This is a genomic window from Leclercia sp. 1548, from assembly GCF_050435045.1.
GTDB classification, from domain to species: Bacteria; Pseudomonadota; Gammaproteobacteria; order Enterobacterales; family Enterobacteriaceae; genus Enterobacter; species Enterobacter adecarboxylatus.
In genome coordinates this window covers 360,870-381,122 of record NZ_JBNDJP010000001.1, presented here as the reverse complement: position 1 = coordinate 381,122, position 20,253 = coordinate 360,870, and the positions used below count along the sequence as shown (strand labels likewise).

At 57.7% G+C, this 20,253-nt stretch carries 15 protein-coding genes and 1 other RNA gene; 6 read left to right on the top strand and 10 right to left on the bottom strand.

Going from position 1 to position 20,253, the window contains the following annotated elements; translation table 11 throughout:
- Positions 1 to 51: 51 nt before the first annotated feature.
- The gene (selO, locus tag ABIE02_RS01900; RefSeq protein ID WP_144883166.1) at positions 52 to 1,494 is read left to right on the top strand and encodes a protein adenylyltransferase SelO; all 1,443 of its coding nucleotides are present in this window, start codon (positions 52 to 54) and stop codon (positions 1,492 to 1,494) included.
- Here the strand turns inward: selO and ABIE02_RS01895 are convergent.
- From ABIE02_RS01895 to ppsR, 8 genes are all read right to left on the bottom strand, one after another.
- Positions 1,491 to 2,270, bottom strand: coding sequence for a heme ABC transporter ATP-binding protein (locus ABIE02_RS01895; RefSeq protein ID WP_336994716.1), 780 nt, complete (start codon positions 2,268 to 2,270; stop codon positions 1,491 to 1,493). The genes selO and ABIE02_RS01895 overlap by 4 nt on opposite strands.
- On the bottom strand, positions 2,263 to 3,255 hold the full coding sequence (locus ABIE02_RS01890) for a FecCD family ABC transporter permease (protein WP_191152857.1): 993 nt from the start codon (positions 3,253 to 3,255) through the stop codon (positions 2,263 to 2,265). Before ABIE02_RS01890 ends, ABIE02_RS01895 begins: the two co-directional genes overlap by 8 nt.
- Positions 3,255 to 4,076 carry a heme/hemin ABC transporter substrate-binding protein gene (locus ABIE02_RS01885; protein WP_191152856.1) on the bottom strand — a complete coding sequence of 274 codons (822 nt, stop codon included), beginning with the start codon at positions 4,074 to 4,076 and terminating at the stop codon, positions 3,255 to 3,257. Before ABIE02_RS01885 ends, ABIE02_RS01890 begins: the two co-directional genes overlap by 1 nt.
- Positions 4,073 to 5,101: a hemin-degrading factor gene (locus ABIE02_RS01880; protein WP_077226381.1), complete on the bottom strand. Its 1,029-nt coding sequence runs from the start codon at positions 5,099 to 5,101 to the stop codon at positions 4,073 to 4,075. Before ABIE02_RS01880 ends, ABIE02_RS01885 begins: the two co-directional genes overlap by 4 nt.
- Positions 5,102 to 5,149: 48 nt before the next feature.
- A complete protein-coding gene (locus ABIE02_RS01875; protein WP_191152855.1) occupies positions 5,150 to 7,135 on the bottom strand; it encodes a TonB-dependent hemoglobin/transferrin/lactoferrin family receptor in 1,986 nt (661 codons plus the stop codon).
- Between the two features lie 67 nt (positions 7,136 to 7,202).
- Entirely contained in the window at positions 7,203 to 7,439 is a 237-nt protein-coding gene (gene hemP / locus ABIE02_RS01870) for a hemin uptake protein HemP (RefSeq protein ID WP_032617757.1), read from the bottom strand.
- 167 nt (positions 7,440 to 7,606) lie between these two features.
- Positions 7,607 to 8,653: a 3-deoxy-7-phosphoheptulonate synthase AroH gene (gene aroH, locus ABIE02_RS01865; protein WP_336994715.1), complete on the bottom strand. Its 1,047-nt coding sequence runs from the start codon at positions 8,651 to 8,653 to the stop codon at positions 7,607 to 7,609.
- A 154-nt stretch (positions 8,654 to 8,807) separates the two neighbouring features.
- Entirely contained in the window at positions 8,808 to 9,641 is an 834-nt protein-coding gene (gene ppsR / locus ABIE02_RS01860) for a posphoenolpyruvate synthetase regulatory kinase/phosphorylase PpsR (protein WP_032617758.1), read from the bottom strand.
- A gap of 338 nt (positions 9,642 to 9,979) precedes the next feature.
- Here ppsR and ppsA point away from each other — a divergent pair, with 338 nt between their 5' ends.
- Complete coding sequence (gene ppsA / locus ABIE02_RS01855; RefSeq protein ID WP_059308144.1) at positions 9,980 to 12,358, top strand: phosphoenolpyruvate synthase; 2,379 nt, start codon at positions 9,980 to 9,982, stop codon at positions 12,356 to 12,358.
- A 224-nt stretch (positions 12,359 to 12,582) separates the two neighbouring features.
- On the opposite strand, the gene rprA is transcribed toward ppsA, so the two are convergent.
- An RNA gene (gene rprA / locus ABIE02_RS01850) (antisense sRNA RprA) lies at positions 12,583 to 12,693 on the bottom strand.
- Positions 12,694 to 12,881: 188 nt separating this feature from the next.
- On the bottom strand, positions 12,882 to 13,994 hold the full coding sequence (gene ydiK / locus ABIE02_RS01845) for an AI-2E family transporter YdiK (RefSeq protein WP_336994714.1): 1,113 nt from the start codon (positions 13,992 to 13,994) through the stop codon (positions 12,882 to 12,884).
- 207 nt (positions 13,995 to 14,201) lie between these two features.
- On the opposite strand from ydiK, the gene ydiJ reads away from it, so the two are divergent.
- The 4 genes from ydiJ (at position 14,202) to sufB (ending at position 20,253) form a co-directional block, all read left to right on the top strand.
- Positions 14,202 to 17,258: a D-2-hydroxyglutarate dehydrogenase YdiJ gene (ydiJ, locus tag ABIE02_RS01840; RefSeq protein ID WP_059308142.1), complete on the top strand. Its 3,057-nt coding sequence runs from the start codon at positions 14,202 to 14,204 to the stop codon at positions 17,256 to 17,258.
- Positions 17,255 to 17,665 (top strand): 1,4-dihydroxy-2-naphthoyl-CoA hydrolase, encoded by a 411-nt coding sequence (gene menI / locus ABIE02_RS01835; protein ID WP_032617763.1) that lies wholly within the window; start codon positions 17,255 to 17,257, stop codon positions 17,663 to 17,665. Before ydiJ ends, menI begins: the two co-directional genes overlap by 4 nt.
- Before the next feature lie 723 nt (positions 17,666 to 18,388).
- On the top strand, positions 18,389 to 18,757 hold the full coding sequence (gene sufA / locus ABIE02_RS01830) for a Fe-S cluster assembly scaffold SufA (RefSeq protein WP_032617764.1): 369 nt from the start codon (positions 18,389 to 18,391) through the stop codon (positions 18,755 to 18,757).
- A gap of 8 nt (positions 18,758 to 18,765) precedes the next feature.
- Positions 18,766 to 20,253: a Fe-S cluster assembly protein SufB gene (gene sufB, locus ABIE02_RS01825; protein ID WP_032617765.1), complete on the top strand. Its 1,488-nt coding sequence runs from the start codon at positions 18,766 to 18,768 to the stop codon at positions 20,251 to 20,253.

Sequence of the window (20,253 nt, the reverse complement as noted above, 5' to 3'; positions counted from 1 at the left end):
GCCTGGTGTTTAACCTCTGATAAACCCACTACACTAAAAGCAGGAGGACCTATGACCCTGTCTTTTACCGCGCACTGGCATGACGAATTACCCGGTTTTTATACGGCCCTGAAACCCACTCCCCTGAATAATGCCCGCCTGATCTGGCATAACACGGCGCTGGCCGCCGATCTGGCGATCCCCGAAACGCTGTTTACGCCTGAACAGGGCGCTGGCGTCTTTGGCGGCGAAACCCTGCTGCCAGGCATGCAGCCGTTGGCCCAGGTCTACAGCGGACATCAGTTCGGCGTATGGGCCGGACAGCTGGGGGACGGGCGAGGGATCTTGCTCGGCGAGCAGCAGCTTGCTAACGGACAAACGATGGACTGGCACCTGAAAGGGGCCGGGCTGACGCCTTACTCGCGTATGGGTGACGGGCGCGCCGTCCTGCGTTCAACCATTCGCGAAAGCCTGGCCTCAGAAGCGATGCACGCCCTTGGGATCCCCACCACCCGCGCGCTGTCGATAGTCACCAGCGATACGCCCGTGGCGCGTGAAACGATGGAACAGGGCGCGATGCTGATCCGCATTGCGCAAAGCCACGCCCGTTTCGGTCATTTTGAACACTTTTACTATCGCCGCGAGCCGGAGAAAGTTCGCCAGCTGGCGGATTTTGTCATTAACCATTACTGGCCGCAGTGGAAAGACGATGCCGATAAATACATCCTCTGGTTCCGGGATGTTGTGGCGCGTACCGCCTCGCTGATCGCCAGCTGGCAGACGGTGGGTTTTGCCCACGGCGTAATGAACACCGATAACATGTCGATTCTCGGCCTGACCATCGATTACGGCCCGTACGGTTTCCTCGACGACTACCAGCCAGGCTATATCTGTAACCACTCCGATTATCAGGGGCGCTACAGCTTTGATAACCAGCCTGCGGTAGGGCTGTGGAACCTGCAGCGGCTGGCGCAGTCCCTGTCGCCATTTATCGATGTCGATGCCCTCAACGACGCCCTGGATGGTTACCAGGAGGTGCTGCTACAGCAGTACGGCAAACTGATGCGCCGTAAGCTGGGGATGATGACCCAGGAGCAGGGGGATAATGAGATCCTCAATAACCTGTTTTCGCTGATGGCGCGGGAAGGCAGCGATTACACCCGCACCTTCCGTATGCTGGGGCAAACCGAGCAGCACAGTGCCGCCTCACCGCTGCGCGATGAGTTTATCGACCGTCAGGCCTTTGATGACTGGTTCGCAATCTACCGTACCCGCCTCCAGCGTGAAAACATCGCGGATGATGAGCGTCAGGCGCAGATGAGTGCCGTTAACCCAGCCATGGTGCTACGCAACTGGCTGGCGCAGCGGGCGATCGAGCAGGCTGAAAAAGGCGACTACGCCGAGCTTCACCGCTTACATGAAGCCCTGCGCACGCCGTTTGCCGACCGCAATGATGACTATATCAACCGTCCGCCCGACTGGGGTAAGCGGCTGGAAGTGAGTTGCTCAAGCTAAGGGGCAAGAAACACCTGGGGAGTGGAGTTGAGGGGATGCAGGCCAACGTGCACCTGCGCGCCGTACCAGCGCGTAAGGTCGTCAGCCTGCAGCACCGATGGCGGCGTTCCCTGGGAGACAATCCTGCCTTCATGTAAAAGCACGATCCGGTCGGCCCATAAGGCAGCCAGATTGAGATCGTGCAGCACCACGCAGACGTGCAGCTTCCCGTGAACAGTCAACGCCTTCAGCAACCGCAGCAGATGCTGCTGATGGTAGAGATCCAGCGCTGAGGTCGGCTCATCAAGAAACAGCCAGCCGCGCGGCCCGCCCTCGCACCACAGCTGCGACAGCGAACGCGCCAACTGCACATGTTGTTGTTCTCCGCCCGACAGGGCCGCGTATCGACGACCGGCCAGGAGGTGACACCCGGTGAGCTGCATCACCTCGCTGACAATCTGCGCCTCAGGCTGCGGCGTCCAGGGGGCACGCCCCATCCCGATTACCGCTTCTACAGGCCAGTCAAAAACCAGCTGGGTTTGCTGGCGCATCACCGCCCGCTGACGCGATAACGCCTGGGTGCTCCACTTCTCCAGGGCTTTACCGTCCAGCAGACAGCGCCCGGCAGCGGGCGTAAGAAAACCGGTTAACAGGCGCAGCAGAGTAGATTTCCCCGCCCCGTTGGGGCCGATCAGCGCCACCAGTTCCCCCTGCGCGAGCGACAGCGAAACGTCGCGAACCACCTCCCGGCCCGCCACGGAGTAAGACAAGCCTTCAGCGAGCAAGGGTTCAGCCATGCTGACCTCCACGACGGAAAATAAGCCACATGAACCAGGGGGCACCGAGAATACTGGTCAGCAGTCCTACCGGCATCTCCGCTGGCGCGACCAGCGTGCGTGCAGCCGTATCCGCCATCAGCAGCAGAAACGCCCCCGCCAGCACCGAGCCGGGGATCACTGCCCGGTGATCCGACCCCAGCCACATGCGCATCAGGTGCGGCACCACCAGGCCAATAAAGCCAATCACCCCGCTGACTGCCACCGCAGCCGCCACCAGCAGGGCGCTGCACAGAAGCAAAACACGCTGAACGAGGCGCACATCCACGCCCAGATAGTGAGCCTCTTCCTCGCCCAGCTGCAGCAGGTTGAGAGCCGCCGCCAGGCGCCAGATCACCAGCACCGTGGGGATCATCAGCGAGGTGACCGCCAGCAGGGTGGACCACTGCGCCTGACCGAGGCTGCCCATGCCCCACAGTGAGAGCTGACGCAGCTGCGCGTCATTACTGACCCAGGAGAGGACACCTACCGCCGCGCCGCACAGCGCGTTGATGGCGATCCCTACCAGCAGCAGGCGCGAGAGGGAACTCTCCCGCTGCTGGCTGAGCAGGAAAATCACCACCGTGGCCGCCAGCGCGCCGAGAAAGGCCGCCAGCATCGGGGCGTAAAGCATCAGCAGAGCGGGGAGGGTAACGGGTAACACCACCCACAGTGCGACGGCGCAGGCGGCACCGCTGCTGATCCCCAGCAAGCCGGGGTCTGCGAGCGGGTTGCGAAACAGCCCCTGCATTACGCAGCCCGCCAGCGCCAGCGAGCCGCCAATCACCAGCGCCAGCAGCACCCGCGGCAGACGAATGGTGAGCCAGATTTGGCGCAGCGCCTCGTCACCGCCGTTCCACAGCACGGTCACCGGCAGGCGCAACGCGCCAAAACCGGTGGCCAGCAGCGTCATCAGCGCCAGCGTCGTTGCCAGTCCCCACAGGGATAAGCTGACCCGACGAGGCATCAGGGCAGTTGCTCGGCTTTACTGCGCAACTGGCCAATGGCCTGCGGGGTACGCACGCTAAACCCGAGCAGCGCCATATCGTCAATCTGCAATACCTGTTTGTTCCGACCGGCAGGGGTTTGCGCCAGACCTGGCAGCTTCCAGAGATTCGCTTCCCCGCCCATAGCATTTACCCCGTCCTGTGAAATCACGACCAGATCGGGCTGGCTGGCGATCACCCCTTCCTGGGAGAGCGGCTGATAGCGGGAGAACCCCTGCATGGCGTTACGCAGCCCGGCCGCGCGGATCGCCGCATCGGCACCGGTATCCTGCCCGGCGGCCATAGCGGTCATCCCGCCGTGGTTGAGAATAAACAGCACGCGCTTATTGATGGGCGAGGCGGGCAGTGCCGCCAGCTCTTGCTGCAGGCGCTGGCGCAGCGCTTCCCCTTCGGCAACGCGGTGCGTCGCCTGCGCCACTACCCGCACTTTCTCGTCGATCACGCTCAGGGCATTGCTGCCCGGCACTGTTACCACATTCACCTTGCTCTGCCCGACCTGTTTTAGCGCCAGAGAAGGCTGTGCCTGCGCGCTGGCTAATACCAGCGTCGGACGCATCGCCAGGATCCCTTCGGCATTAAGCTGGCGCAAATAACCCACGTCCGGCAGGGCGGTAGCCTGCTGCGGCCACTGGCTGGTGCTGTCGCGCGCCACCAGCGCGTCTTCGGCACCCAGGGCGTAGACAATTTCCGTCACGTCGCCGCCAAGGGCGACGATCTTCTCCTGCGCAGCGCCAGAGACGGCCAGCGGTAGGGCGAAGAACAGGGCGAGAAGGGTTCTCATGCGGCCAACCCTTTTACCGTGAGAGCGTCAATCTGCGAACGCCACTGGCTCTGCTCTGGTTCACCTTCAGTGCGCTGGCCGTAAAGCTGCGCGATCTGCGTTCCGTCGGCGGCAAAGAGTTCGAGGCTGGTAACGTGGCCGTCGGCGGTAGGTTTACGCGTTACCCAACTTTCTGCGATGGTCTCCTCCAGCAGATGCAGGGTAAAAGCCGGGTTGAAAATGTTCAGCCAGCCTTTCATTGGCACCACTTTGTCCACGGTGCCGGTGAAGATCTGCACGCAGCCGCGGTTGCCAACGAAGATCATGATCTCGTTGCCCGCCTGGCGGGCGTCGTTCAGAAGCTGCGACAGCGCGCGTTTATCGACCTGGCAGGCGAGATCGTCACTCACCAGCCGGAACGCCTGCTGACGGGTCAGACTGTGGCGTTTCAGCAGGCCGAAGAACTGATGCACGTCGGTCATCGCGCGCCACTCGCTGTCCACCGTCGCGGCGTCAGCGGTTGTTACATTGGTTGTCGAATCGGCAGCTTTCAGCGCCAGCGGGGGATTATCGGCAAAGATAAAGCGGGACAGCAGATCGCCCCAGGCGGACACGTCGGTGTTATCGGTGGTGTACACCTTCAGCAGCGCATCGCCCTGATAGTCGAAAAACTGTATGCTCTGACGCTCGCCGCGGGCGGTGGTCTCGGTGATATGAAACGCGCTGGCCCACTGGTTGAGGAACAGACGCAGATCCAGCGCACGCGGGTTAAGCACCAGCCCGGCATGGCCGTTCAGATGCTGGTTAGTAAACGTGCCTACCTGTTCATGAACCGCGTATTCGTTGCGGCAGATGCATTTGGTTTCGCCCACCGCCTCCAGCGCGCCGAGGATCTCGCGGGTTTCGCCGTGCAGACGCCACGCATCATGCCCCACCCGCGCCCAGGTCAGTTCCGCTTCGCTGATGTTCATCAGAGCAGCGATGTCACGGGCGTATTTCCCGGGATATTGTTCTTTTAGCTCAAGCCAGCGTGTGTAGTGATTCATTCTCTCTTCCTTTCGGATAAATGCCCTGGCAGCGCCAGGGCAGGGTCATTACCACTGATAACTCACGAAAATCTTGCCGTTGCGGCCATCCTGCGGGATGCCCTGCGGCGACCAGTATTCTTTGTCGAAGGCGTTGCCCAGCACCAGCGTGGTGGTCACGCCTTTCAGCGCCTGCTGGCCCTGATAGCTGACGTAAAAATCATTCACCGCGTAGCCGGGCTGGTGGCTGTAGCTGCTGCTCACGTGGGTGGAGCGATCGGCAAAGGTGCCGATCCAGCCAAGGCTAAAGCCACTCTGCGCCACCGGGATATCCAGCTTGCTGGAGACGGTGTCCGGGCTGATGCTGGAGATATACTCCCCGGTGTCGGTGTCTTTGCCACGGGTGCGGTTATAAGCGACATCCAGGGTGAACAGGCTGGCAGAGTATTTCGCCATCATGTCCCAGCCCCAGATTTTGGCGTTCGGCACGTTGTACGACATGGTAGTGGCCGCGGCAAAATCGACGGTGGTGGAGATGTAATCTTTAGCGTTGGTATCAAAGTAGCTGGCTTTGAACTCCAGCGCATCATTAGCCAGCAGCAGATCGTCAAAGCGCAGACCAAACCCGTATTCCTGGGTTTCGTTGGTTTCCGGGCGCAGGTTCGGGTTCGGCACCCAGTAGTTGGTGTAGAAGCGGCCAATGGAAAAGTGTTTAGCGTCGTTATACATTTCGCCCATCGTCGGGGCGCGGAAGGCCTGAGCATAAGAGCCGAACAGCATCAGCCACTCTGCCGGGGTGATGGTGATCCCGGCGCGGGATGACCATTTATCCGCATCCACATCCTCGTAGCCATCGCTGCTGCCGCGATAATTATCGTAGCGGGTGCCGCCCAGCAGAGTGACGGGCAGATCGCGCAGGGTGATCTCATCCTGCAGCCAGCCGGAGCTGAAATCGATACGCGCATCCGGGAAGCCGGTGGTGGCACCGGACGGCTCCTGCTCCTGACGATAATACTCTCCGCCGTAAGTCAGCAGGTGCGAGGCGAAGGAGTCGGCGAACAGGCGGGTGCGGTTCTCGACTTTGCCGCCTTTGGTGGTCTGCTGGCGGAATTCGCCGGTGCCGTCGATATTCTGGGCATTGATACGCGCTTCAGACCAGTGGATGCGGGCATCGGCGTTTAGCCAGTCATTGCCCGCCGGAGCGATGTGATATCCCAGCTGCACGTCCCGCTGAATGGTGGAGCGGTCGGTCATCGGGTTGCTGCTGTCATCGGCCGCGATAGTTTGCGGGTTCTTCGGCTCCTGCGCCGCGTTGTTGTAATAGCGCAACGATCCGCTCAGGGACTGGGCCTGATCCAACTGCCAGCTGCCTTTAGCCAGCATGTTGTTGATCGATTCGTCATTCGGCGCGGTGCCGCCGCCGCCCTGACGGATATCCCCGCGATCCCGGCTCGACCAGGCCACAAGGCCATCGAGGGTATCAGTGCGGCCAAAGGCGCTGGCACCCATCCCGAGGCTGTGATCGCCGGTGGCGGCAGTGCCAAATACACGATAGCCGCTGGTTTGTCCGGCCTGGAGCAGGTCTTTCGCATCGGCGGTGTCATAGGCGATCACCCCGCCCATCGCGCCGCTGCCATACAGCAGGGCCGATGGCCCGCGCACGATCTCAATGCGCTTAATCAACGCCGGGTCGAGGAAGGTACTGTTCAGGTGACCGGTATCGGTGCCCTGACGCACGCCGTCAACCAGCACCAGCACGCCGCGACGATCGTAGCCGCGCAGATTGACGTCCTGGCCATTGGTACGACCGGTCCCGTCGAGCGTCAGACCGGGTACGTGGCGCAGCAGGTCGGTGGCAGAGCTGGCGGTTTGATTTTCCGGGGCGCTGGCGTCAATGACGCTGACCATCATCGGGGCTTCGAAGGCGCTGCGGGCATTACCGGTGGCGGTAACGGTCATGTCGTCGGTGGCGGCAACAGCCGCTCCCGGCAGGGCACTGACGATCGCCAGCGCCAGCAGCGACGGGCGTAAAGACGCGGTGTTCAGGTATGGCATGAGCCACTCTCCATTTAAAAGTGAAAAGCGCTGGCTGCCTGGGGAACCTGGGTGGCTGGCGGGGGGCTTATTTTGTGAGAATTAATTTTCCGGCATGTGTCTGACGCAGCAGGTAGTGCTGGCCGTCATGCTCGATAATGACGCGGCCCTCTTTGCCCAACAGTTGTTTGCTGTCGATGCGACGGTCGGTCGCGCCTGGTGCAGGCTGTGTTTTGTCTTCAGGACGAGTGAGCGTTGCAGCAGTGTTATCCATACGTGACATAGTGTTTTTCAAAATAGCAATCAATGTAACAATGATAATCATTATCAACAAATCGATTTTGACGGCAAGCGTTTTATGAAAAAACAGTGACGTGAGGGAGGTGCGGGGTGGCGCGGTCTGTAAAAAAGCCCGGTGGCGTTGCGCTTACCGGGCCGGTGAAGGGAGCTTGAGCAGGCCGGGCAAGACGCAACTGCTACCCGGCGCAGGCGTTAAAAACGGGAGTCCACCGCCGCAGCAAGTTTATCCAGCAGGACTTCGGTATCTTCCCAGCTCAGGCAGGGGTCGGTAATCGACTGACCGTAGGTGATAGGCTGACCGACCACCACTTTTTGCGTGCCTTCGCGCAGGAAGCTCTCGGCCATAATCCCGGCAATAGCGGTAGAGCCGTTGCGGATCTGCTGGCAAATCTCATCGCAAACGTCCAGCTGGCGGCGGTGCTGTTTCTGGCAGTTGCCGTGGCTGAAATCCACCACCAGTTGCTCGGGCAGATCAAATTCACGCAGGGTATCGCAGGCTTCGGCCAGATCCTGAGCGTGATAATTTGGCTGTTTGCCGCCGCGCATAATGATATGGCCGTACGGGTTGCCGCTGGTCTGATAGATGGTCATCTGACCGTTCTTATCCGGCGACAGGAACATATGGCTGGCGCGGGCTGCGCGGATGGCATCCACCGCAATGCGGGTATTGCCGTCGGTACCGTTTTTAAAGCCCACCGGGCAGGAGAGCGCCGAAGCCATTTCACGGTGGATCTGGCTTTCAGTGGTGCGGGCACCAATAGCCCCCCAGCTGATCAGATCGGCGATAAACTGTCCGGTCACCATATCGAGGAATTCGGTAGCAGTGGGAACGCCCAGCTCGTTAACCTGCAACAGCAGTTTGCGCGCCAGCTGAATACCGTGATTTACCCGGTAGCTGCCGTTCAGGTCGGGATCGGAGATCAGCCCTTTCCAGCCCACCACGGTACGCGGCTTCTCGAAGTAGGTGCGCATCACGATTTCCAGGCGGGCGTGGTGTTTATCCCGCAGCCCTTTCAGGCGCTTGGCATAGTCCATTGCGGCATCAAGGTCGTGAATAGAACAGGGGCCAACAATCACCAGCAGGCGGCGATCTTCACCGTTAAGGATTTTTTCAATACGCTTACGTGACGTTGTCACGTTTTCTGCCACTGCCGCAGAAACAGGGTACCGCTGGGCCAGTTCAGCTGGCGTGACCAGGCTATCGATACGCGCTGTGCGGAGTTCATCGGTTTTATTCATGGTATTTCTCAGAATGTAGTGCTTCATCGGTAACTTACCGGGAAGTGATGGGCATCACCTTAAACCAATCCCCGCTGAATTCAAGTGCAGGGCACAAGCGGTGCCCTGTGATGGAGTGCGAGTATAAAGGATTATGGACCAATGTACTAGCCTGTTAGTACATGCGGCGATTGAGACCCATAATATCGAGGATTTTGGTGGCGATCTCTTCTACCGAATAGTTAGTGCTGTTCAGACACGGGATGTTGTTCTTACGGTACAAGGCTTCCACTTCAGCCACCTCCAGCCGGCACTGGCGCATCGAGGCGTAGCGGCTGTTCTCCCGGCGCTCTTCGCGGATCGCCGCCAGTCGTTCCGGGTTAATGGTCAGCCCAAACAGCTTATGCTGCAGGGGTTTGAGCGCCGCGGGAAGGACAAGGTTATCCATATCGTCGGCGATAAAGGGATAGTTTGCTGCGCGGATCCCGAACTGGAGGGCCAGGTAAAGGCTGGTGGGGGTTTTGCCGCAACGCGAGACGCCGAGCAGGATGACCTGCGCCTGATCGAGGTTACGCATTGAGATGCCGTCATCGTGGGCGAGGGTATAGTCAATGGCGGCGATTCGGGCGTCGTACTTGATAAGATTGGCCGGGTTCAGGCCGTGGGTGCGGTGCGCCACTGGTGTAGGGTCCAGCTTCAGCTCTTCCTGCAGTGGGGCCACCAGCGCCTGGACAATGTCCTGACAGAAGCCTTCGCTTTGCAGAATGATATTGCGAATTTCCGGGATCACAATCGAGTAGAACACCAGCGGACGCTCGCCGGTCTGCTGGAAAATGGCGTCGATTTGATCTTTAACCGCTCTGGCGCGGCTCTCGTTTTCCACGAACGGCAGCGTGATGCTGTTGATAGACACCGGGAATTGCGACATCACCGCATGGCCTAACACTTCGGCGGTGATGGCCGTACCATCGGAAATATAAAAAACGTGGCGATCGACAGCATTATCCATTTGGCACACTCTGTATATCAGATGTAATTGACTGAAAGCTTAAATTAAAAAAGTAAAATACAACAGTCAATGCCGCACCTAAATTAAAAATGAAACACTATTTTTATTTTTAATGAAAGGGGTGTTTCATTTTTCAAAATCACCCTAAAGTCTGATGTTTTTTGTGGGATTCTATAATAATCATCAGGTTAGGATTTAAGCGGGAACAGTCTGAAAAGCTAAAAAATAAAAGTGCTTACACGATTCACCGTTTTTTTAGCGCGGATAAATATGACAGTATAAATACGCAGTAAGGAGTTTCTTAAAACCCGTTCATATATCACAAAAGGATTGTTTCGATGTCCAACAATGGCTCGTCACCGCTGGTGCTTTGGTATAACCAACTCGGCATGAATGATGTAGACAGAGTTGGAGGCAAAAATGCCTCCCTGGGTGAAATGATTACGAATCTGTCCAGTATGGGTGTCTCCGTACCGAATGGATTTGCTACTACCGCCGATGCTTTTAACTATTTTCTGGATCAAAGCGGCGTAAACCAGCGCATTTACGAACTACTGGATAACACGGACATTGATGATGTCTCTGAGCTTGCCAAAGCCGGGACCCAAATCCGCCAGTGGATCATCGATACACCTTTCCAGCCTGAACTGGAAAAAGCCATTCACGACGCCTACAACCAGCTTTCTGCTGATGATGCTCAGGCCTCCTTTGCCGTGCGCTCTTCCGCCACCGCAGAAGACATGCCGGACGCCTCATTCGCCGGGCAGCAGGAGACCTTCCTCAACGTGCAGGGCTACGATGCCGTGCTGGTGGCGGTAAAACATGTGTTTGCCTCCCTGTTTAACGATCGTGCGATCTCCTATCGCGTGCATCAGGGTTATGACCACCGCGGCGTTGCGCTGTCGGCTGGCGTGCAGCGCATGGTGCGTTCAGATCTGGCCTCGTCAGGCGTGATGTTCTCTATTGATACCGAATCGGGTTTCGATCAGGTGGTCTTTATTACCTCCGCCTGGGGTCTGGGCGAGATGGTGGTGCAGGGTGCTGTCAACCCGGACGAATTCTACGTTCACAAACCAACCCTGGCCGCGGATCGTCCGGCAATCGTGCGTCGCACCATGGGTTCGAAAAAAATCCGCATGATCTATGCGCCGACCCAGGAGCATGGCAAGCAGGTGCGGATTGAAGATGTGCCACAGGAGCAGTGTGACCGCTTCTCGCTGACCGATGCCGAAGTGCAGGAGCTGGCGAAGCAGGCGGTGCAGATTGAGAAGCACTATGGCCGTCCTATGGATATCGAGTGGGCCAAAGATGGCAACACCGGCAAACTGTTTATCGTCCAGGCGCGTCCTGAAACCGTGCGTTCCCGCGGTCAGGTGATGGAGCGTTACACGCTGCATGCGCAAGGCAACATCATCGCTGAAGGCCGTGCTATCGGTCACCGCATCGGCGCAGGTCCGGTGAAGGTGATCCACGACATCAGCGAAATGAACCGTATCCAGCCGGGCGACGTGCTGGTCACCGACATGACCGACCCGGACTGGGAACCGATCATGAAAAAGGCGGCGGCGATTGTCACCAACCGTGGCGGCCGTACCTGTCACGCGGCTATCATCGCTCGTGAGCTGGGCATCCCGGCCGTGGTCGGCTGCGGTGACGCCACCGAACGCATGAAGGACGATCAGAACGTTACCGTCTCCTGTGCCGAAGGCGATACCGGTTACGTCTATGCCGAGATCCTCGACTTTAGCGTGAAGAGCTCCAGCGTTGACACCATGCCGGATCTGCCGCTGAAGATCATGATGAACGTCGGTAACCCGGATCGTGCCTTTGACTTCGCCTGTCTGCCAAACGAAGGTGTGGGCCTGGCGCGTCTGGAGTTCATCATCAACCGTATGATCGGCGTTCACCCGCGTGCGCTGCTGGAATTCAACGACCAGGATCCGAAGCTGCAGAAAGAGATCCGCGAGATGATGAAGGGCTACGACTCGCCGAAAGAGTTCTACGTTGGCCGTCTGACCGAAGGGATCGCCACGCTGGGCGCAGCTTTCTACCCGAAACGCGTCATCGTGCGTCTCTCTGATTTCAAATCTAACGAATACGCTAACCTGGTGGGCGGCGAGCGTTACGAGCCGGAAGAAGAGAACCCGATGCTGGGCTTCCGTGGTGCCGGTCGTTACGTTTCCGACAGCTTCCGCGACTGCTTTGCGCTGGAGTGCGAGGCGGTCAAACGCGTGCGCAACGATATGGGGCTGACCAACGTCGAAATCATGGTGCCGTTCGTGCGTACCGTCGATCAGGCGAAAGCGGTTATTGACGAGCTGGCCCGTCAGGGGCTGAAGCGCGGCGAGAACGGCCTCAAAATCATTATGATGTGTGAGATCCCGTCCAACGCCCTGCTGGCAGAGCAGTTCCTGGAACACTTCGACGGCTTCTCTATCGGCTCCAACGATATGACGCAGCTGGCGCTGGGTCTGGATCGTGACTCCGGCGTGGTCTCTGCGCTGTTTGATGAGCGTAACGAGGCAGTGAAAGCGCTGCTGTCGATGGCTATCCGTGCCGCGAAGAAACAGGGCAAGTACGTCGGCATCTGTGGTCAGGGGCCGTCCGACCATGAAGACTTTGCTGCCTGGCTGATGGAAGAGGGGATTGATAGCCTGTCCCTCAACCCGGACACCGTGGTGCAAACCTGGCTGAGCCTGGCGGAACTGAACAAGTAACGTCACGCTTCTGCAATATAAAAAGGCGAGGACTTAGGTTCTCGCCTTTTTATTTTTCCCTGTTTGCTCAATCTAAAGAGACTGAAATGCGGCTGCTCTGTTTTTTTAGATACAAGGTAAATTATTGATTATTGAGGAGTGAATTTTTGATAATTTGCGCTTCCGGTGATTACACACCTATTGCTCACCTCAAACCGTAAAACGCATAACCGCCTGAAAAATTGATAAAAAAAAGCCCATCGTGGGAGATGGGCAAAGACTACACACAGCAATTCGTTGTTTCACTCAGGGGATTTCCATGCTTATAAATCAAGGTGTTGTTGATTCATAACCGTGACCTAATAGTAGGCATGGTGGATTTTTGCGTCGATCAGATTCGTCTCAATAGTTTAAAGAAAATGAAGATTTTATTAGAGGAATGAGGCAATTGCGGATAAAAACGGCTTTAGCTGCGCTTAAGGGAAATCTGAATGATAAGTGACGCTTAACATTCTGGTGGGCGAACCCACCAGAAGCATGAGCATTACTTTTTAAGCTCTCGTTCGTCCTGAAGCGTCTGGAACAGGACATCCGGGTCGGTCGGCGGCAGCGGAACTTCATGCACCCACGCGGAAAACAGTCGCCAGGAGACCGCCAGCAGCACCGGCCCGATAAACAGCCCGATCATTCCGAAAGCAATCAACCCGCCGATAACGCCGGAGAGGATCAGGATTAACGGCAAGTCGGCACCCATACGAATCAGAATCGGTCGGATCACGTTGTCCATCGTGCCCACCACGCAGCTCCAGACCAGCAGCACCGTGCCCCAGGTGGTATCCCCGCTCCAGTAGAGCCACACAATCGCCGGGACCAGTACCAGCAGAGGGCCAAGCTGCATCAGGCAGGTCAACAGCATCAGCACTGTAAAGAGCGTGGCGTAAGGCACGCCAGCAAGCGCCAGACCAATCCCACCCAGCACCGACTGTACCAGCGCCGTCACGACCACGCCCAACGCTACCGCGCGCACAGCCTGCGCCGCCAGCAGCATCGCCGCATCGCCACGCGCTGACGCCAGACGTGTCGCAAAATGACGAACCCCGAGGGCGACCTGCTCGCCGCGCCAGTACAGCAAGGCGCTGAACAACAGCATCAGGACACAGTGGACAACAAAGCGCCCCAGGTGCGCAGCAGTCCCCACAAACCAGGTGGTGGTCGCGCCAATATAGGGCCGTACTTTGGCCATAATGGCGCTGCCACCCATGTCCAGCAGGTTGTGCCAGCCGGCATAGAGCTTATCGCCAATCAGCGGGATATCGTTGAGCCAGTCCAGCGTCGGGAGCGTCATATCCCCGCTGGTAATGCTGGAGATGAGCGGGCCGCTGCCGTCCACCAGGCTGTTCACCAGTAACGCCACCGGCATCACAAAGAGCAGCACCAGCAGCAGCGTCATCACCAACACGGCCAGCGCGCGGCGACCAAAGAGTAAACGTTCCAGCCGAAGAAACAGCGGCCAGGTGGCGATAACCACCGTGCCTGCCCAGGCAAAGCCCAGAATGAAGGGTTGCACAATCCACAGACACGCAATAATCATGATTGCCAGAAACAGCACCGACAGCAAAACTTGCGCAACGTCCCTGGGCTGGTGTCGATTGACCATATATGAAATTCACCTTTGAATTACACCGGAAAGGCCGGTGAGAACAGGAAACCGCATCACTACAATCATTAGTGATTTCAGCGATTTTTAACAGGCAGATTCTGCCTGTAATTCTGTCGGGCGCATAAGAAAAAAATGTGATACAAACAGGGAAGCACAACGCAAACGATTATCTACAACAATTCAGATGGGGCAGGGTCGACAGTAATGATCCCACAAATTTCTCAGGCACCTGGCGTCGTTCAGCTGGTGCTCAATTTTTTGCAGGCTTTGGAGCAACAGGGTTTTACCGGCGATACCGCCACACGTTATGCCGACAGGCTGACCATGGCGACCGACAACAGTATCTACCAGCTACTTCCCGATGCAGTCGTTTTTCCCCGCTCTACCGCTGATGTGGCCCTGCTGGCCCGTCTGGCTTCCCAGGAGCGTTTCGCTTCGCTGATCTTTACCCCACGCGGCGGTGGCACTGGCACCAATGGCCAGGCGCTGAATACGGGGATTGTTGTCGATATGTCCCGCTATATGAACCGCATCATTGAGATCAACCCGGAAGAGGGGTGGGTGCGGGTAGAAGCCGGGGTGATTAAAGATCAGCTTAACCAGTACCTGAAGCCCTTCGGCTACTTTTTTGCGCCGGAGCTATCGACCAGTAACCGCGCCACTCTCGGTGGGATGATCAACACCGACGCCTCCGGCCAGGGGTCGCTGGTGTACGGTAAAACCTCCGATCACGTCCTTGGCGTGCGGGCGGTGCTGCTGGGTGGGGATATTCTCGATACCCAGCCCGTACCGGTCGAACTGGCCGAGACGCTCGGCAAAGACAAGACCACCACCGGTCGCATCTACCGCACCGTGCTGGAAAGCTGTCGCGACAATCGCCAACTGATTATCGATAAATTCCCAAAACTGAACCGCTTCCTGACGGGCTACGATCTGCGCCATGTGTTCAATGATGACCTCAGCCAGTTCGATTTGACCCGCATCCTGACCGGCTCCGAAGGCACGCTGGCCTTTATCACCGAGGCGCGCCTTGATATCACCCGTCTGCCGAAAGTGCGCCGTCTGGTGAATGTGAAGTACAACTCCTTTGACTCTGCGCTGCGCAATGCACCTTTCATGGTCGATGCCCGCGCCCTGTCGGTAGAAACCGTCGACTCGAAAGTGCTCAACCTGGCGCGGGAAGATATCGTCTGGCATTCGGTCAGCGAGCTGATCACTGACGTGCCCGACAAAGAGATGCTGGGCCTGAATATCGTTGAGTTTGCCGGTGATGACGCTGAACTCATTGAAAGCCAGGTCGAGGCTCTGTGCCAGCGTCTGGACGAGCTGATTGCCCGGGGCGAAGGCGGGGTCATTGGCTGGCAGGTGTGCAACGAGCTGGCCGGCATCGAGCGTATCTATGCGATGCGTAAAAAAGCGGTGGGCCTGCTGGGGAACGCCAAAGGCGCGGCCAAGCCTATCCCCTTTGCCGAAGATACCTGCGTCCCGCCGGAAAATCTCGCTGACTATATTGTCGAATTCCGCGCGCTGCTCGACAGCCACGGCCTGAGCTACGGCATGTTCGGCCACGTTGACGCCGGGGTGCTGCACGTGCGCCCGGCGCTGGACATGTGCGATCCGCAGCAGGAGATACTGATGAAACAGATCTCCGATGAGGTGGTGGCACTCACGGCCCGGTACGGCGGCCTGCTGTGGGGCGAACATGGAAAAGGGTTCCGCGCGGAGTATAGCCCGGCCTTCTTTGGCGAAGCGCTGTACGACGAACTGCGCAAAATCAAGGCGGCCTTTGACCCGGACAACCGCCTCAACCCGGGTAAAATCTGTCCGCCAATGGGCGTTGATGCACCGATGATGCAGGTGGATGCGGTGAAACGCGGCACCTTCGATCGCCAGATCCCGATTGCGGTGCGATCCTCCTGGCGTGGCGCCATGGAGTGTAATGGCAACGGGCTGTGCTTTAACTTTGATGCCAAAAGCCCGATGTGCCCGTCGATGAAGATCACCAGCAACCGAATCCACTCTCCGAAAGGGCGTGCGACGCTGGTGCGCGAGTGGCTGCGTCTGCTGGCCGATCGCGGCGTGGATCCGCTGGCGCTGGAGAAAGAACTGCCGGAGAAACGCGCCAGCCTGCGCACTCTCGTCGAACGCACCCGCAACAGCTGGCATGCGCGCAAAGGGGAGTACGATTTTTCCCATGAAGTAAAAGAGGCGATGTCGGGCTGCCTGGCCTGTAAAGCCTGTTCCACGCAGTGCCCGATCAAAATCGACGTGCCGGAGTTCCGCTCGCGCTTCCTGCAGCTCTATCACAGCCGTTACCTGCGTCCGGTGCGCGATCATCTGGTGGCAACGGTCGAGAGCTACGCGCCCTTAATGGCCCGCGCGCCACGCACTTTCAACTTCTTTATCAACCAGCCGCTGGTACGCAAGCTGTCTGAGAAGCATATCGGCATGATCGATCTGCCTCTGCTCTCCACGCCTTCTCTGCAACGCCAGCTGGTGGGCCACCGCTCCGCCAACCTTACCCTTGAGCAGCTTGAAGCGCTGAGTGACGAGCAAAAGGCGAAAACGGTGCTGGTGGTTCAGGATCCGTTTACCAGCTATTACGATGCGCAGGTGGTGGCTGACTTTATCCGTCTGGTGGAGCGGTTGGGCTATCAGCCGGTACTGCTGCCGTTCTCGCCGAACGGCAAAGCCCAGCATATTAAAGGTTTCCTCAATCGTTTCGCGAAAACGGCGCAAAAGACCTCTGACTTCCTTAGCCGGGTGGCGCTTCTGGGGATGCCGATGGTGGGCGTCGATCCGGCCCTGGTGCTCTGCTATCGCGATGAGTACAAGCAGACCCTCGGCGACAAGCGCGGCGAATTCCACGTGATGCTGGTGCACGAGTGGCTTCCGACCATTGTCGACGGGCAAGCGCCCCAGGAAATCAGCGGCGAATCCTGGTATCTGTTCGGCCACTGTACCGAAGTGACCGCACTGCCGGGTGCGCCTGCCCAGTGGGCCTCGATCTTTGCCCGCTTTGGCGCGAAGCTCGAGAGCGTCAGCGTCGGCTGCTGCGGCATGGCCGGAACCTATGGCCATGAGGTGGTGAACCATAAAAACTCGCTGGGGATCTATGAACTCTCCTGGCACCAGGCGATGCAGCGTCTGCCGCGTAATCGCTGCCTGGCGACCGGTTACTCGTGCCGAAGCCAGGTCAAACGCGTCGAGGGTAGCGGCGTGCGCCATCCACTGCAGGCTCTGCTGGAGATTATGGGATGATCTGGAAACGTGCGGTCACCTTGCAGGCGTTAAACGCCATGAGCGACGGGAACATGGTGGGATTACTGGACATTCAGTTTACCCGCATTGGTGAGGATGAACTGGAAGCGACCATGCCGGTGGACAGTCGTACCCATCAGCCGTTTGGCCTGCTGCACGGCGGTGCGTCTGTGGTGCTGGCCGAAACCCTTGGCTCGGTGGCGGGGTATCTCTGCACCGAAGGAGAGCAAAAGGTGGTGGGGCTGGAGGTTAATGCCAACCACTTACGTTCCGTGCGTAGCGGTCGGGTACGGGGCGTCTGTCGCGCCCTGCATACTGGCAGGCGACACCAGGTGTGGCAGATTGATATCTTCGATGAACAGCAGAATTTGTGCTGCTCGTCGCGGCTGACCACCGCGGTCGTGTAAAAACTAAGGCCGCGAAAGCGGCCTTTTTTGTTTTCCATCCCGTTGATATCGCGCTGCTTTCAGAAAGGACGCAATTTTTGTTAATTCGCAGATTAACGTTTATGAGACTATTCCGGTGTTCCTTCAAGAGCTAAGCCATGATGAGTGCCGGAGATAAGCGCCGGATGGAACAAGAAGCCCTTAAGATTACCTGCGGTAGTCTTAAGGGCTTTCTTTTTGCGCGTCTCAACCGCGGCCTTTTGTCCCTTCAATAATCATCTTTAATGTCCTGCATGGCTGACAGGAACACCAGACCGGTAATGACCACGGCAAGGATGGCGGTTATCAATAGTGCAGTAAGCATATCCCCTCCTTTTGCTGGCCCTATACAGCAAGGATAGCGCACCCCAGGCCTGTTATTAGCCCCCTCCGGGCCGCTTTCGGAATACGCTTACAGGTACGAACAGCGAAGCCACCCCTCCTCCTATCTCAAAAATAGGCATTTTCTATACATATTTTGCATTTATCTCATTCAGCCCTAAATAAAGCGAAAATTACGCTTTCGATCAATGTGTTAAGTAAATGTGATCATTCCTGTTAACCCTCGTAGCAGGGTCTATGCTTAATGAAAGTAGCCAAAAAGGGCGGTTAAGCCGAATGCCCCTGCAACTGAGGGGTTGAAGTGATAATCATTATCACTAACATGGTGTTATGCCCTGGGGGCGCACTACAAGAGGTGGATTTATGCAACAGCATTCAGAAACATTCGATCCAACAGAATTTGCGTGGCGTGGTTTATCGCTCACACCTTCCGCAGCGGCGCATATACGCGACCTGGTGAGCAAAAAGGAGGGCATGCTCGGTGTGCGGTTAGCCGTTAAGACGACCGGTTGTGCCGGTTTTGGTTATGTGCTGGATACCGTCAGCGAACCGGCTAAAGACGACCTGCTATTCGAGCAGGACGGTGCCCGGCTGTATGTTCCCTTGCAGGCAATGCCGTTTATCGACGGTACGGAAGTGGATTACGTGCGCGAAGGCTTAAACCAGTTATTCAAATTCAATAACCCGAAAGCCCAGAACGAATGCGGCTGCGGCGAAAGTTTTGGGGTATAGGCGGTATTATGTCTCGACATACTGAAGCAACTGACGATGTCAACACCTGGTCTGGCGGCCATATTAATTACAAAGAAGGCTTCTTCACCCAATTGCAGACCGATGAGATGGCAAAAGGGATCAATGAAGAGGTCATCCGCGCCATCTCTGCAAGGCGTAACGAGCCAGAGTGGATGCTGGAGTTCCGACTCAATGCGTTCAAAGCCTGGCTGGAGATGGACGAGCCGCACTGGCTGAAGGCGCACTACGATAAGCTGAACTATCAGGATTACAGCTACTACTCTGCTCCGTCCTGCGGCAACTGCGACGATACTTGCGCCTCTGAACCCGGCGCGGTACAGCAGACCGGCACTAACGCCTTTTTAAGCAAAGAGGTTGAAGAAGCTTTCGAGCAGCTCGGCGTGCCGGTGCGCGAAGGGCGTGAGGTGGCGGTAGATGCCATCTTCGACTCCGTTTCGGTCGCCACCACCTACCGGGAAAAGCTGGGTGAGCAGGGGATCATTTTCTGCTCCTTTGGCGAAGCCATTCACGACCACCCCGAGCTGGTGAAGAAGTATCTCGGTACCGTGGTGCCGGGCAACGACAACTTCTTTGCTGCGCTGAACGCGGCGGTGGCCTCTGACGGCACCTTTATCTATGTACCTAAGGGCGTACGTTGCCCAATGGAGCTATCGACCTATTTCCGCATCAACGCCGAGAAAACCGGTCAGTTTGAACGCACCATTCTGGTGGCCGATGAGGGCAGCTACGTCAGCTATATCGAGGGCTGTTCCGCCCCGGTGCGTGACAGCTATCAGCTGCATGCCGCGGTAGTGGAAGTGATCATCCATAAAGACGCCGAGGTGAAATACTCGACGGTGCAGAACTGGTTCCCGGGGGATAACAACACGGGCGGTATTCTGAACTTCGTCACCAAGCGCGCCCTGTGCGAAGGCGAGAACAGCAAGATGTCGTGGACTCAGTCGGAAACCGGCTCCGCCATCACCTGGAAGTACCCGAGCTGCATTCTGCGCGGGGACAACTCCATCGGCGAGTTCTACTCGGTGGCGCTCACCAGCGGCCATCAGCAGGCCGATACCGGCACCAAGATGATCCACATTGGCAAGAACACCAAATCGACGATTATCTCGAAGGGGATTTCGGCGGGCAAAAGTCAGAACAGCTACCGGGGTTTGGTCAAGATTATGCCAACCGCCACCAACGCCCGTAACTTTACCCAGTGTGACTCGATGCTGATTGGCCCGGACTGCGGGGCGCATACCTTCCCGTACGTCGAATGCCGTAACAACAGCGCTCAACTGGAGCATGAAGCGACCACCTCGCGGATTGGTGAAGATCAGCTCTTCTACTGCCTGCAGCGCGGCATCAGCGAAGAGGATGCCATTTCCATGATTGTGAACGGCTTCTGTAAGGATGTGTTCTCGGAACTGCCGCTGGAGTTTGCCGTGGAAGCGCAGAAATTACTGGCGATTAGCCTTGAACACAGCGTCGGTTAA

Excerpts from the sequence above, each read along its gene's own strand:
- ppsR (WP_032617758.1), bottom strand. The coding sequence starts at position 9,641 with ATGGATAATGCTGTCGATCGCCACGTTTTTTATATTTCCGATGGTACG.
- ABIE02_RS01875 (WP_191152855.1), bottom strand. The coding sequence starts at position 7,135 with ATGCCATACCTGAACACCGCGTCTTTACGCCCGTCGCTGCTGGCGCTG.
- sufB (WP_032617765.1), top strand. The coding sequence starts at position 18,766 with ATGTCTCGACATACTGAAGCAACTGACGATGTCAACACCTGGTCTGGC.
- aroH (WP_336994715.1), bottom strand. The coding sequence starts at position 8,653 with ATGAATAAAACCGATGAACTCCGCACAGCGCGTATCGATAGCCTGGTC.
- ABIE02_RS01890 (WP_191152857.1), bottom strand. The coding sequence starts at position 3,255 with ATGCCTCGTCGGGTCAGCTTATCCCTGTGGGGACTGGCAACGACGCTG.
- menI (WP_032617763.1), top strand. The coding sequence starts at position 17,255 with ATGATCTGGAAACGTGCGGTCACCTTGCAGGCGTTAAACGCCATGAGC.
- ydiK (WP_336994714.1), bottom strand. The coding sequence starts at position 13,994 with ATGGTCAATCGACACCAGCCCAGGGACGTTGCGCAAGTTTTGCTGTCG.
- ABIE02_RS01885 (WP_191152856.1), bottom strand. The coding sequence starts at position 4,076 with ATGAGAACCCTTCTCGCCCTGTTCTTCGCCCTACCGCTGGCCGTCTCT.
- hemP (WP_032617757.1), bottom strand. The coding sequence starts at position 7,439 with ATGATTATCATTGTTACATTGATTGCTATTTTGAAAAACACTATGTCA.
- selO (WP_144883166.1), top strand. The coding sequence starts at position 52 with ATGACCCTGTCTTTTACCGCGCACTGGCATGACGAATTACCCGGTTTT.
- ydiJ (WP_059308142.1), top strand. The coding sequence starts at position 14,202 with ATGATCCCACAAATTTCTCAGGCACCTGGCGTCGTTCAGCTGGTGCTC.
- sufA (WP_032617764.1), top strand. The coding sequence starts at position 18,389 with ATGCAACAGCATTCAGAAACATTCGATCCAACAGAATTTGCGTGGCGT.
- ABIE02_RS01880 (WP_077226381.1), bottom strand. The coding sequence starts at position 5,101 with ATGAATCACTACACACGCTGGCTTGAGCTAAAAGAACAATATCCCGGG.
- ppsA (WP_059308144.1), top strand. The coding sequence starts at position 9,980 with ATGTCCAACAATGGCTCGTCACCGCTGGTGCTTTGGTATAACCAACTC.
- ABIE02_RS01895 (WP_336994716.1), bottom strand. The coding sequence starts at position 2,270 with ATGGCTGAACCCTTGCTCGCTGAAGGCTTGTCTTACTCCGTGGCGGGC.